At 64.3% G+C, this 13,057-nt stretch carries 9 protein-coding genes and 5 pseudogenes; 5 read left to right on the top strand and 9 right to left on the bottom strand.

Going from position 1 to position 13,057, the window contains the following annotated elements:
• Window positions 1–545 (top strand): Hpt domain-containing protein (locus NKK47_RS33640; RefSeq protein ID WP_352579757.1); only part of this gene is annotated, 545 nt, incomplete at its 5' end.
• Between the two features lie 15 nt (window positions 546–560).
• On the opposite strand, the gene NKK47_RS33635 is transcribed toward NKK47_RS33640, so the two are convergent.
• The 8 genes and pseudogenes from NKK47_RS33635 to ligD all read right to left on the bottom strand — a co-directional run bounded on the left by NKK47_RS33635 (window position 561) and on the right by ligD (window position 10,830).
• Window positions 561–1,988 carry a glycosyltransferase family 2 protein gene (locus NKK47_RS33635; RefSeq protein ID WP_352579756.1) on the bottom strand — a complete coding sequence of 476 codons (1,428 nt, stop codon included), beginning with the start codon at window positions 1,986–1,988 and terminating at the stop codon, window positions 561–563.
• Window positions 1,985–3,022 carry a HEAT repeat domain-containing protein gene (locus tag NKK47_RS33630; RefSeq protein ID WP_352579755.1) on the bottom strand — a complete coding sequence of 346 codons (1,038 nt, stop codon included), beginning with the start codon at window positions 3,020–3,022 and terminating at the stop codon, window positions 1,985–1,987. The genes NKK47_RS33635 and NKK47_RS33630 overlap by 4 nt, the downstream gene beginning before the upstream one ends.
• 2 nt (window positions 3,023–3,024) lie before the next feature.
• Window positions 3,025–4,779, bottom strand: coding sequence for a YaiO family outer membrane beta-barrel protein (locus NKK47_RS33625; RefSeq protein WP_352579754.1), 1,755 nt, complete (start codon window positions 4,777–4,779; stop codon window positions 3,025–3,027).
• Window positions 4,779–5,321, bottom strand: a complete 543-nt coding sequence (locus NKK47_RS33620; protein WP_352579753.1) for a response regulator transcription factor — start codon at window positions 5,319–5,321, stop codon at window positions 4,779–4,781. The genes NKK47_RS33625 and NKK47_RS33620 overlap by 1 nt, the downstream gene beginning before the upstream one ends.
• Window positions 5,322–5,423: 102 nt before the next feature.
• Complete coding sequence (locus tag NKK47_RS33615) at window positions 5,424–5,813, bottom strand: response regulator (protein ID WP_352579752.1); 390 nt, start codon at window positions 5,811–5,813, stop codon at window positions 5,424–5,426.
• A gap of 2 nt (window positions 5,814–5,815) precedes the next feature.
• The gene (locus NKK47_RS33610; RefSeq protein ID WP_352579751.1) at window positions 5,816–8,254 is read right to left on the bottom strand and encodes a hybrid sensor histidine kinase/response regulator; all 2,439 of its coding nucleotides are present in this window, start codon (window positions 8,252–8,254) and stop codon (window positions 5,816–5,818) included.
• 377 nt (window positions 8,255–8,631) lie between these two features.
• A pseudogene (locus NKK47_RS33605) lies at window positions 8,632–8,978 on the bottom strand (IS5 family transposase); the annotation flags it as partial.
• Window positions 8,979–9,051: 73 nt separating this feature from the next.
• Complete coding sequence (ligD, locus tag NKK47_RS33600) at window positions 9,052–10,830, bottom strand: DNA ligase D (protein ID WP_352579750.1); 1,779 nt, start codon at window positions 10,828–10,830, stop codon at window positions 9,052–9,054.
• Between the two features lie 221 nt (window positions 10,831–11,051).
• On the opposite strand from ligD, the gene NKK47_RS33595 reads away from it, so the two are divergent.
• Both NKK47_RS33595 and NKK47_RS33590 read left to right on the top strand, forming a co-directional pair.
• Window positions 11,052–11,231 (top strand): DUF982 domain-containing protein, encoded by a 180-nt coding sequence (locus tag NKK47_RS33595; protein ID WP_352579749.1) that lies wholly within the window; start codon window positions 11,052–11,054, stop codon window positions 11,229–11,231.
• Window positions 11,232–11,587: 356 nt separating this feature from the next.
• Window positions 11,588–11,828, top strand: a pseudogene (locus NKK47_RS33590) (type II toxin-antitoxin system Phd/YefM family antitoxin).
• Window positions 11,829–12,253: 425 nt separating this feature from the next.
• Here NKK47_RS33590 and NKK47_RS33585 read toward each other — a convergent pair.
• Window positions 12,254–12,546, bottom strand: a pseudogene (locus NKK47_RS33585) (type II toxin-antitoxin system Phd/YefM family antitoxin).
• 97 nt (window positions 12,547–12,643) lie between these two features.
• On the opposite strand from NKK47_RS33585, the pseudogene NKK47_RS33580 reads away from it, so the two are divergent.
• Both NKK47_RS33580 and NKK47_RS33575 read left to right on the top strand, forming a co-directional pair.
• Window positions 12,644–12,891: pseudogene (locus NKK47_RS33580) on the top strand (integrase); the annotation flags it as partial.
• Window positions 12,840–13,057 (top strand): annotated as a pseudogene (locus NKK47_RS33575) (hypothetical protein); the annotation flags it as partial. The pseudogenes NKK47_RS33580 and NKK47_RS33575, both read left to right, overlap by 52 nt.

Here is a 13,057-nt window from a genome sequence, read left to right as displayed (position 1 = left end):
GAGGACAGCCAGCCGGCCAGATGTTCGAACATCGCCGCCACATCTCAGGTGGCCACCGCTTCCGCGATTACTTCATGTTCGTGCAAGCGGCGCAAAGCGGAAGGCCATTGCACGGCTGGCGGAGTCGCATTTGCGTCAACAGCGCCTACCGTGGTCCTCTCACAAGAGGTCATGCGCGACAAGCAGTCCGTTTCAAGCCAAGCCATTTTCTGCTTGATTACCCTCGATATCCCGGAATGGAGCACAGCCTCATCTCAAACGACCCTTTCTCCCCTTGGCGGCAACGGTTCCTTGCCCGTTGCGACGATCAACTCGCGGAGCTGAAGACCATCGCGCGTGAGGGCGGTGCCCTGCCCGGGGGTTCCGGCGATTCACTGGTCAGGATCGCCCACTCGCTGGCAGGGGCCGCGGGGACGTTCGGCTTTGCGGAGATCAGCGCGCGAGCGTCCGCGCTGGAGACGCTGCTGATCGAGAAGGGGGATGAAGCGGCGGCCGAAGCCGCGCTCGATGCGCTAGTTGCGGAGATCGAGCGGACGCTGCAATGATGCGTCCGGCCATGCCTATTTCTTGGCGCCCGAAAGGCCGGTCCTGGTCATCTCGCCCCAGTTCTGGTCTGCCCGCAAGAATTGCCACCAGCCCCTCACGCGCCAGAAATTGTTGAGCTGGCGATAGCCAAAATTCTCGATCACGGCGACCGCCGTCAGCACCGCCAGGTCCCGGGCGCGCGGGAAGCGCTGGAGCTCGGCCTCTTCGAGGATGAGGGAGCATACGCTGACGCAAACGCCATAGGTGAAGATGAGCGAGGTGAAGGCCAAAAGATATTCGGCCGACAGGATGCCGAGCAGCCAGAAGGCCGGGATCAGGATGTAGCCCAGCACCTCCGCCACGGGCCCCAGCACGTCGGCAATCAAGATGTGGCCGAAGCCGAGGAAGCCGACGCGGCCATAGCGCGGATTGAAGAGCATGGCTCGGTGGCGGAAGAAGCATTCTAGCGAGCCTCGCTGGCAGCGCGTCCGCTGCCTTGCGAGAACGCTCAGCGTTTCCGGCGCCTCCGTCCAGCACACCGGTTCGGGAATGAACTGAATGCGGTATTTGCGCCTAGCGTCCCGCATATGGCGGTGCAGCTTGATGACGAGGTCCAGGTCCTCGCCCATCGAACCTCTGGTGAAGCCGCCCACCGCCACCACTTCTGCGCGGCGGAACACGCCGAAGGCGCCGGAGACCAGCATCAGCGTGTTGATGCGGCTCCAGGCAAGCCGCGCCATGAGGAAGGCGCGCAGATATTCGACCACCTGGAGCAGCGGCAGGAGGCGGCGCGGCAGATGGATCTCGCGCACCCTGCCCGCTTCGATTTTCGAGCCGTTGGCGATTCGGATCGTGCCGCCGACGGCGATGGTGCGCTCGGGGTCGTCGATGAAAGGCTGGGCGGCGCGCATCAGCGCATCGGGCTCGAGGATCGAGTCGCCGTCGATCGCGCAGAAGAGCGGCGCGCGGCAGACATTGATGCCGGCGTTCTGGGCGTCGGCCTTGCCACCATTCTCCTTGTCGACCACGAACAGCCGCTCGGTCATCGGCGAGGAATAGAGGCCGCGGATCGGCTTGTGCGCGAGCGCCTCCTCATAGGGCCGATGAAACTTCACCAGCCTGAAGGCCTCGATCAGGCGCTGCAGCGTCTGGTCCTTCGAGCCGTCATTGATAACGATCACCTCGAAATTAGGATATTGGAGCGCGAGCATGGAATGGACGCTCTCTACCACGTTCAACGCCTCGTTATAGGCGGGCACCAGCAGCGCGATCGGCGGCGCGACGTCGCCATAACGGTGCCAGAGCAGCGCCGAGCGCGCCACCGGCGGGCGCTTGGAAAGCGCATAGCCTGCGACGGCGAGCTGCAGGAGATAGATCGTCGTCTGCGCCAGCCCCGATCCGATGATGAACCAAGACACGATGGTGGCGGCAAGAACGATCTCGTGGCTCCAGTCGGCGATCATAAGGCCGGCCCCTCGGCAAGAATGAGCGAGGCGGTGCGCTGGCTGCGCGAGACCTCGCTGTCGGAAATCTCGCGCAGCAGCCGCTCTCCCGGCTGGCCGAAGGAGCGCAGCGCATTGGCGGCGGCATAGCGCACGTTCCACGCCTCATCGTCCATCAGCCTGGCCAGTGGCGGGGCGAGTTCAGACAGGCCGAGCCGGCCAGCGGCATCGGCGGCGGCGCTGCGCACGTCCCAGTTGCCGTTTGCCATCGCGGTCGCCAGGATCGCCGGCGCGTCGGCGTGTCCTGTGAGGCCGAGCGCGCGCAGCGCCGCGGCGGCAACCTCGGGCGATGCGTCGCCGGCCAGGCGGGCGAAGAAATCGGCGAAGCGAAAGCCGCCGGCGCGGGCAAGCGCGTCGATCGCGGCTGCCCGAATGAAGGGCACGGCGTCAACACGCGCCGCATGGTCCGCGAGCTGGTGGAGGCGCGCCGGCGGAAAGCGCCTGAAAAGCTCGATCAGGCGCCGCGAGCGCTGCCCCGCCACGCCGATCTTGCGCAGCGCAATGCCGAGCGGCGGCAGGCTGCCGAGATCGCAGAGCGCGATGGCGACGGCGATCCTGACCTCGCGCGAACGGTCGTGGTCGAGCGCCGAAAGCAGGCTTGCCACCGCACCTTCCGAACGCAGCGCCGCCAGCATCTCGGCCGCGTGTATGCGATCGGCCACGTTGCCTTTTTCCAGCTGCCTGCCGACAAGGGCCGGCAGGCCGCATTCGTTGAAGGCGGCAAGGACGTCGTCGTGCTCCTCGCCGCGCAGCAGCGAAATGAACTCGAACCCGGCATTGATCGCCACGCCCCCCGGGACCACGAGCACCGCTGCCTTCAGGGCCTCGCGGTCGCGGTTTTCGGTGAAGGCGATCAGCGCCGTCAGAAGCTGGCGCCGCTGGTCGGCCCCAGCCCTGCCCCAGCGCTCCTGCAGCACGCGGCGCGCGATCAGGAACAGCATGATTACCAGGGAAAGAGCGGTGAGCAATATGGACAGATCCCAGATGTACCACATGGTCAGAACCGCGCGGTCAGTCCGAGCCCGAATATGCTTCGGTCGAATGTCGGGCGTTGCTCATGCGCGATGCTGGCGCGCAGCGTCAGCGGGTCGCTGACGTCCCAGGAAATACCGCCGAAGACGGTGCGCGTCGGCACCAGCGTTCCGTTGGAGATTTCGGGGGCGTCCGCGTAGCCGCCGAACAGATTGAAGCGCTGTGTCACCGCAAGGTCGGCGCGAAGCACATAGCCGTCCGCGCGCGTGCCGATATCGTCCTGCACATGCACCCAGCGGGCGGAAAGCCCCAGGCGGCCGTCGAGGACATAGCCTTGCACCCAGGGCGAGATGCTGGTGACATTTGTGTTGGCGAAATTGTCGTAGCGGGCGTCGATGTTCAGAGACAACGGGCCGAACGCCTTTGCCGGCGCCACGATCTGCCACGAACCGCCGGCGCCGATCGAATAGCGCGCCAGGAAGTCGGCGTCCGGCGTCGTCGCCGCCAAAGCATAGGCGGAGAATGCCGGCGAGAACGCCTGGTCGATGTGGCCCTCGACCTGGACGTCGGTGTGGCCAAAGCGGGTGGCCAGCCGCGCACGGCCGGAAATCGTCGTGCGCGGCGACAGCCGATAGGCAAGGCCGGCCGAACTGTCGGTCCAGTCGCCGAGACCATCGGTGAGATCGCTCACCTCGCCGCCGAGGTCGAGCCGCCATTTGCGCGGCGGCGGCACGGCCAGCCTTTGCTCGACATCGGCAGAACCTGGCTCGATGGCGAGCGCTTGGCGGTAGGCTTCCCGCGCGGCGTCGTCGTCACCCTCGGCGCGGCGCACATCGCCGAGCCCGACCAGCGCGTCGGCGTTGCGCGGATCGGCCGCAAGCACGCGCTGAAACGACTGCCTGGCGCGCCTGTAGTCGACCTCGAGCAGAGCAATTCTCGCATTCAGGTCGAGCGCCTCGACATTGTCCGGCGCCGAGGCAAGCACGCCGTCGACCAGCGCCCGGGCGCGCGGCGCATCGCCCTGCCAGGTCGCCAGGCGCACCTTGCCCAGCCGCGCGTCGAGAAGGCCGGGGTTGATTGCAAGCGCGCGGTCGAAGAAATGCCCCGCCTCGTCGAAGCGCTGGCTGGAGCCGACGACAAGACCAAGGGCGACCAGGATGTCGGTGTTCTTCGGCGCCTGCCTCAGCGCCCGGCGATAGACCGTCTCCGCTTCGGGCAGCTTTCCCGCCGCCCGCAGGCGCCTGCCCTGCTCCATCAGGCCGGCGAAGGGATCGAGCCGCCGGCTGGCCGGTTTCTTTGCCCGCGCCGGAACCGCGGGAGCCCGTTTCGCCTCACTGCCGGCAGCCTGCTTCGCCTTGCGGATGTTCTCGACAAGCGCTGCGGCGTCGGTATTGCCGGGATCGGCCTGCGCGACCTTCTCGGCGAGCGGCAGCGCGGCATCCGGATTGCCGGAGCGGAACTCGACCTCGGCCATGCCGAAGCTGGCGTCCCGATAGGTCGGGGCAAGGGACAGCGCCCTGGAAAAGGCTTGCCGGGCGGCCGGCAGATTGTCGCGGCCGAGCTCGGCGAAGCCGAGTTGCACTAGGGCGTCGGCATTGTCGGGCTTGAGCGCCAGCGCGCGCCGGAAAAGGTCCGCCGCCTCGTCGAAATGCTGCGCTTGCCTGGCCTTGACGCCGGACGCGTAGAGCTCGTCGACCGTCTGCGCCAGCGCGGCGCCGGGAGGCGCAGCGATCGCCAGGATCAGGCATACGGCCAGAGCTGCGCGCCGGCTGCGCCGCATCAGTGTTTCCCGCTTCTGCGCGCAAGCAGGCGCGCGAGCCGGGCCAGAAGCTCCTCGGGGATGAATGGCTTCACCAGGTAGTCGTCGGCTCCCTTCTCAAGGGCCGAGACAATGTCCCTTTCAGCCTTGCGGGCGGTCAGCATGATCACTGGAGTTTCCGACAGGGCCGGATCGGCTTTAAGGCGGGCCAGCACCTCCAGGCCGTCGGCCTTGGGCATCATCGCGTCGAGCACAATGATGTCGGGGCGGTCCTGCTCCGCCTTCGCCAGCGCTTCGGCCCCGTCCACCGCCTTGATGACCTCGTATCCTTTCGCCCTCAGCCTGAATTCCATCAGCTCGAGCAACAAGGGATCATCATCGCAGATCAGAACTCTTGCTTTCGCTCCATCCACCAGTCCTGCTCCGGTTCCGTCGCCCCCCGGAGTGATCAACCCATGAACCGACATCCGCCAAAGTGGTCCATGCCAGAAATTCCGCGCAGCTTTCCCCGCGCCCGCCAACGCCGCGCGATCATAGACAAAGCTGATTCGCGACGGTTGCATTTCGATACAATCACTAGATGAATATCGGCCCACGGTATAGGAGCCGTAAACGGCAAACGGCGCTTGCCGACAGGCTTCATGCCGTCGCCTTGCCCTGCGCGCCTAGGCAGGGCCATCGCGCCGCGGGAGCAGCTTCCTTACTTCGCCTGCAAGCGCCAGCGGATCGAAGGGTTTGGCGATGACCCCGACCGCTCCCATGGCGAGATAGCGCTCGACCTCATGCGTCTGCGTGCGCGCCGTGATGAACGCCACGGGTATCGATGCCGTCAGCGGCGAATCGGCCAGGCGCGTCAGCGTTTCCGGTCCGTCCATGTCCGGCATCATCACATCGAGCAGGATGAGGTCGGGCTGCCAATCGACGGCATCGGTTAGCGCCTCGATGCCCGAAGAGCAGGATCGCACCTCGAATTCCGGATCGAGCTCGAGCGACATCTGGGCGATTTCGCGGATATCGTTCTCGTCATCCACATACAGGATCCTTGCCGGCGTCATCGTCACTCCTTGGCAGGGGTCGGCGCGCTGCCGTCGCGAGAAGCGATCAGCATGCTTCTGACCAGCTTCGCGACGTCGATTTCGGAGGCCCTGGTTTTGGTCATGATCGCCTGCACCCGGTCGCCGAGTTTCTGGTCGAGTTCCGCCGCCGAAAACACGATGACCGCGGTCTCGAGCGGCAGATCGACGAGGAGGTCGAGGCCAGATCCGTCGGGAAGCGCGATGTCCAAGATGACCAGGTCGAAGCGATGGCGAGCGACCGCCTGCCGGGCTTCCTGCAGCGTCTTTGCGGATGTGATCGAGACGCTCGAACCCAGCCCCTCCGACATCACCGCAAGCACGCCCTCATCGTCTTCGACATGCAGAATCTGCGGCTTCGGCTCGATCCTGCGGCCGACGATCTTGGCGAGAGCGGCGTGAAGCCGTTTCGAATCCACCGGCTTCTCCAGCCAGTCGACGATGCCGACGGCGCTGCCGTTCAGCGAGCGCTTGGCCTCGTCGGCGACAGCGGAGATGACGATGACCGCAATGTCGGAATTCGCCGGTGATGCCCTGATCTCGTAGAAGAGCTTGATGCCGGATTCCTCCGCTAGCTTGATGTCGAGCGTCAGCGCCACGTAGTCGCGGGAGCTCAGGAGCGCCTTGGCGGTGTCGATATCGGGCGCGACGTCGCTGGAAAAGCCTTCCGCATCGAGAAGTGCTGCGATCACCGCAGCGACGTCGGGCTCGTCCTCGCAGATGAGGACACGCAGGCGGCCATCGCGCTTGCGCGCCCGGCGCTCGACCAAAACCGGCTTCTCGGCCTGCCTGTGCGCTTCGGGAAGCTCGACGTGAAACGCTGTTCCCTTGCCTTCCTCTGTCTCGAAGGATACGGCCCCGCCCAGCTTTTCCATGATGGTTTTGACGATGCTCAAGCCCAGGCCCGTGCCTCCCTTCTTGCGGGTGCTGGACGCGTCGGCCTGCTCGAACTTGCCAAATATGCGGCTGCGGAACGCTTCGGGAATGCCCGCTCCCTGATCGATCACCGAGATGCGCAGCATGTCGCTGTCGCGACGCTGGAGCTTTACCATCACGGTGCCGCCAGGATCGGAGAACTTGATCGCATTCGACAGCAAATTCGCCATCACCTGATGCAGGCGGTCCGGGTCGATATTGGCCTCGGCGCGAGGGGCATCGTCGACCAGGACGATGCGGATCCTGCTCTCGGCCATGTAATTGGAACTGGCGGCAATGGCCTGCTCCAAGACCGGGCGGATAGCCACCTGCTTGATCTTGAAGGCGATCACGCCCGATTCGATCTTCTCCATATCCAGGATATCGTTGATGAGAAGAACCAACCTTTCGCTGTTGTTGTGGGCGATGATGACGAGATTGGCGGCCTTGGGCGGCAGTTCGCCCGCGACGCCGGCCGCGATCAGGCCGAGCGAGCCGCGGATGGCCGTCAGCGGCGTGCGCAATTCGTGGCTGACCGTGGAAATGAAATCGTTCTTGAGCTGGGCGGTGCGCTTCTGCTCGGTGATGTCGCGGTTGTAGGTGATGACGCCGGCGATCTTGCCGGCCTCGTCGCGGAAAGGCGTTTTCAGCGTGTAAAGCCAGCCCTGCCTGCCGTCCGGTAGGAGAGCGGGCTGGTCGATGCGCAATGTCTGCCCGGCCTCCAGCGCGCCCGTTTCATCCTGCCGGAATCGCTCGGCCACGTCCTTGGGGTAGAAATCGAAATCTGTCTTGCCGATAAGGTCCTCGACCGAGGCGGCGCGCACCAGTTCGGCGGTGGCTGGATTGGCCGCGATGAAGCGGCCGTCGACATCCTTCATGTTGAGGCTATCCGGCAGCTCGCGGACCATGGCCCGGTAGATCATGTTGGACATGGCGAGATCACGCCGCCGCTGCTGGCGATCGAGCAGCACGCCGATGATGAAGGTGCTGAGGAAACGGAATACCAGCGACGGGAGCGTGCTCTGCTGCACAAAGCCGCCGGCGACTTGCGGGGGGATGATCAGAAGGGTGATCAGCCCGGCAAGGGCGACCGACACGCCCAGGCCAAGTATGTCGAACATGGTGCGCGACCGGGCCGCCACGATGTGGTGCCATGCCAGACCGACGACGGCGGTGATCAGGATGCTCACGATGCCGACGCTGGCACCCTGCCCGCCAAGATAGAGCCGATAGGCAATGGAGCCGGCGGTGGCGATGAACAACGCCGGCCACCCGCCGAAGAACGCGGCGGCGCCGACAAAAGCGGCCCGCAGATCGACGACGAAGCCGGAAACGGACAGAGCCGTCGCCATGGAAATGATCGCGCCCACGCACATGACCACGCCGAGAAGCAGCGACTGTGCCCGCCGCCGGAGACGCCCCGTGAAGTCCGCCACAAGATCCCAGGCGACGATCAGGATGGAGACCAGCGCAAGATTGGCGAGGAGTGAGTGCCAGATCTCGGTCATGACTTTCCGGCTCCTTTTCTCCGATAGATATTGGCAAAACCTATCCAAGCTCTAAAGAGGGGTGCGCGCCAGCCGTCGGTGTCGGACCGATGGCACCCCGACGGGACGATATGGCAGGCGTCTTAGTTGCTGCGCGCTCGTCGAGCATCAAGTTGACGCTTGATCTCTTCCGCGCAGGCTCCAGCTTCGATGTTCACTATGGTTGTTCTCCGGCGTCTGCTTCCGGGCGGAGGCAAAGGATGCTCCTATCGCCGACATCGGCGCGAAGTGGTCATCCGGCTTTGAGGCGGTTGAAGAAGTCGTCGACAACAGAGGCGGAGCGGGCGTGCCACTGTTGCGGATGAGGAAGGCGTTGTGAATGATCGGCGGGCTCGCACTCATAACCAGTAGCTGACGGTAGCTGCGAGGCAGACGGCGGCAAGGCAGTTCGTCGCCGACCGATCGTACCGAGTGGCGATGCGGCGGAAATCCTTGAGGCGCCCGAACATGTGCTCAATGGCGTTGCGCTCGCGGTAGAGGAAGGGTGAGAAGCAGTTTTCCAGCGCCGGTTAGCCTTCGGCGGGATGTTCGGCATCGTCCCTCTGCCCTCGACCTTATGGCGGATGGCATTGGTGTCGTAGCCCTTGTCGCCATGTAGGATCGGACACTTGCGCATCTGTTCCAGGAGCAAATCCGCGGCGGTGCAATCGGCCACCTGGCCGCCGGTCAGAAGGAAAGCGATTGGCGGAATCGCTGGGCGTCTTCGCCCATTGCTAATAAATCCCCTGCCGGAGATTTCGCTTCCTGGCCCTTGATGCTCACGCTGCCTTTCTGGCGGCTGCCCTGAACGGACGGTCGATGGTGAAGGCATCTGGACGGATGGCTGCCTCAACCTGGCTCCAGGTCACGGGATGAGCGATTGGGAAGCCAGGTCGCGCTCGTGGGGAGAAGGCCCCGACCGCCGTGTTGCCGCGCCCATTGCGGAGATAGTCAATGAAGATGCGGCCCTTTCGGGCTGCCGGCGCGGCGGAGAGCAGAAAACGATCAGGATGGGCCTCAGCGAGGCGCTTGGCGAACGACCGGGCAAGGAGCCGGGCGCTATCGTGCGTGATCTTCGTCTCAAGGTGGGCCATCAAGTGAATGCCCTTGCCGCCCGTCACCTTCGGCCAGCTCTCCAGACCTTCCGCTTCCATGATGTCGCGAAGAGCCAGCGCGGTCTCGATGACTTCATCCCACTCGACCCCCTCGCCCGGATCAAGGTCCAGAACGATGCGGTCGGCATGCTCGATGTCGTCAACGGTGGCATTCCAAGGATGCAGCTCTACAGCATCCATCTCGACCAGCCCTAGCAAGCCGGCAAGGTCGTCCACCCACACGCGCACACCTTCGCCACCCTCGCGCTTCTGAACGCGCAACTGATGCACGGCTGCTGGGATCTTCGGCAGCGCGCCTTTGTGGTAGAAAGTTGCCCCGAGAGCATGGCGGACCAGCTTCAGCGGTCGGTGGCCGAGATGGACGAGTGCGTGATCGGCAACCCTCTGCCAATAGCGCGCAAGCTCTTCCTTAGAGGGCGAGACCGCGTCGGGCAGCAGTTGCAGGATGTTCTCGCTGGGAACGCCATGTTCCTGGGCTGGCCCACGTCGCCTTGATGGCGCCGGAGGGTTGGCCGGGATCGCCACGAGGTCTTCGCGCAGCCCCTTGAATACTGCCTCGCGCAACACGCCGCGATCAGTGACGCCACTGAATTGAACCTCAGCCAGAACGTCTGGTCTGACCCACGTCGCCTTCGGCTTCACAATGGGCTCTGACAGAGGCGACTTGCTGATGATCAGCGGGTCGAGCCGCTCTCGAACCAATTGAGCAACGCTCAAGGTGTAGCCGCTGCGAGCCTTCCCGGCGTAGAGCAGTCGGCCGCCCTCGCGGCGGCCGATGTAGAGCGATGCAATGCGGCGCGGGTGAGCCGCGAGCTTCTCGACGAAAGCGACAATGGGAAAAGTGTCGCTCTTAATGCACTTCACCTTGAGCCAACTGGTCTGGATACCCGAGCGATAGGTGCCATCTGTGCGCTTGGAGACGATGCCCTCCAATCCCATCCGGCAGGCATGTTGAAACACGTCTTTGCCACTCACCTCCAGATGCTCGGCATAGGTCAGTGTCGGCGCTGAGCCCTTCAGCAGCTTCTCCAGCGCTGCCTTGCGCTTGACCAGCGGCTGCTGTCGTAGATCGCGGCCGTTCAGGTGCAGCAGGTCGAACGCGTAGAAGATGAGCCTTGCCGAGTTTGGATTGCCCAACTCCCGTTCCAGGGCTTGGTAATCCGGCAGGCCGCTGTCGCCGAGAACGACAGCCTCCCCGTCGATGATCGCCGCCTTCACCGGCAAGCCCGCCGCCGCTTGAACCATTCGTCGGTATCGGTGCGACCAGTCGTAGCCACGGCGCGTGAAGGCTCGCGCTTTGCCGCCCTCAATCATCAGTTCGGTGCGGTAGCCATCGTACTTGATCTCATGAAGCCATTCGCTGCCCTCAGGCGCGTTCTCGACCAGCGTGGGCGACTGAAACTCAATGAAAGAGAGCCGACCATCCCCGGTTTTGGAACTCATCGCACACTCCTGACCTCCACCCCAACTTTGGTGCCGCTGAATAGGTTCCGCAACAGAGCTGGCCGGAGGAGTAGGGTCCCGAGCCGGTTTACCCGATCCTTGCTCGAACCGGGCTTGGTTGAGGGAACTCTTAGTTAAGCCGTCACTTATGTACGAATGTCGCTCCATTGGTTCTCCCCGCCAGTGTCCGTAAGGACCAGCCGCGCTGGCATTGCCTATCAGTGCAACAACGTCGAGAAGGGGCCGCCGAGCAGCTGTTGCAGTGGACCAAGCGTGGCCCCAAGTGGCATAGCGCAGTGCAGCTCTGCATGGATGCCATGATCGATCAGGTGAAACCCGAAGTGGTCCGCAGGGCGTTTCTCGAAGCGGCCAAGGAAGAGGGAAACCTACTGCCTCCGTAGCATTTGCGACCGAAAGCCCTGCTCTTGGTTGGGCACGAACCTAACAAAAAGCATCGTCGGCTCTGCAGCGAGGCGGCGGTCGTAGAACTGGCGAGCGAGGACCATTGACTTGCCGAGTACCGCTGCGCCCTTCAGCGATAGTCAAGCTATCCGGCATTTAAGTTGACTTGCAGGGATTTTCTCTGGCGGCCTTCTCACTATCGATAATTCCCGCTTATCCCTTGACCAAGGCTTGACCATCCGGCGAAATCGGCGCTGTCGTGGCGCAGAATTCCAATTGCTGGGCAAAGCAGCGCTCGTATCGACGACAGCGCACGGCGCGCCGCAGCGCAGGAAGCTCGTACGAGGACGAAACAATGACCGTCACGGTGAAGGTCGGCGAGGCCAAGACACACCTTTCCGAGCTGCTGGCCAGGGTCGAAGCTGGCGAGGACATTGCCATCGCCCGCGGCAAACGATCGGATCGCCAAACTGACGCGGATTCCGCGCCGCAGCGACGTCGAGGCGGCAATCGAGGAGACCAGGGCTGCGCGCGCCCGTGCAAAGCCCGTGACGCAGGAGGAGGTCAGGGCCTGGCGCGACGAAGGACGTCATTAGCGATCCTCGTCTGACGCCGTTCGTCGTCGACGTCTCGGTTGCTGCCGCCTGGGTGCTTCCCGACGAGAATGACGCGGCGGCCGAAGCCCCTCTGCCCCAGCTTCCAGGCGCGACCGCTCTTGTCCCTTCGCTGTTCTGGCATGAAGCGCGCAGCGTCGTCTTGACGGCCGCTCGAGGATGCCGGAGCGGGCCAGGACGGCAAGATTTTGGCGTTGGCGGCACGCCACCAGCTCATCGCCTATGACGCCAGCTCTCTGGCGCTCACCATCGAGAGCGAGCTTCCGCTTGCCACGCTTGACCGCAGGCTCGCCGCAGCCGCTCGCCGAAGGCGTCGCGATCCCCGCTCCGTGCGGCGAAACGAAAGACCCCTGACATGACCACAAAACCGCCCGCCTGAGAGGAATACGAAAGAGCCGATCTTGCTTTCAGCCGGCGGCATTTTTTGCCATCAAGCGTCTTGCGCCGGGGAGCTCGTCGTCAAGATGGTCAAGACCGGCTCCATTTCGGAGGCTTCGACCGGAGCGATTTCATCCGCGCTGAGCTCCGCTGTCAGATCGACCCGCCGGTCGCGCTTCGACAGCCGGACAAAATCCTCATAGGCCAGCAGTATCGTGCGCGGGCGACCGTTCTTGGTGATGATTACCGGGTCGCGGACCGCGGCATCCTGATAGGCGCCAAAATTTTTTGAGACGGCGGCGGCGGTGACGGTGTCGGTCATCTGCGGGACTCCTTTGTTCCCGACGGGCTTTCCGGCTTTCCAAAAGAATCGGCGCCAACCGGACGAGAACGAGCCAGTGACGGGGCAGAATGCCAAGATCCAGAATGCTGAAATCATCGCGAGGCGGGCCGAAGCCCTCGACGCGCTCGATTCCGTGCTGCCCTTCGACCGCCGCGGTTTTGTGGCCGATCTCCTGACCGAGACGACGTCGCAACGCTGCGCCATCTGGCCAAGGAAGGCATTGGCGCAAACTCTCTGCGGGCGCTCGCCTCCGACCTCGGCTATCTCGAGGCTTGGGCCCTCGCCGCCACCGGATTTTCGCTGCCCTGGCCAGAGCCGGAGGCGCCGGCATCGACCGCTGGGGCAATCTCGAAGGGCGCGCCCTGACGGCGCAGGCCGTCAATCTGATCCTAAAGCGGCGCATCGCCGAGGCCGGGCTCGATCCGCAAGCCTTCTCCGCCCGCGGCCCGCGCTCCGGCTATCTCACCGAAACCGCACGCCGCGGCATCCG

The organism is Mesorhizobium sp. M0019, assembly GCF_040323975.1.
Taxonomy (GTDB): Bacteria; Pseudomonadota; Alphaproteobacteria; order Rhizobiales; family Rhizobiaceae; genus Mesorhizobium.
Note: the sequence above shows the minus strand (reverse complement) of the source record. Positions and strands in the feature narration are given on the sequence as shown.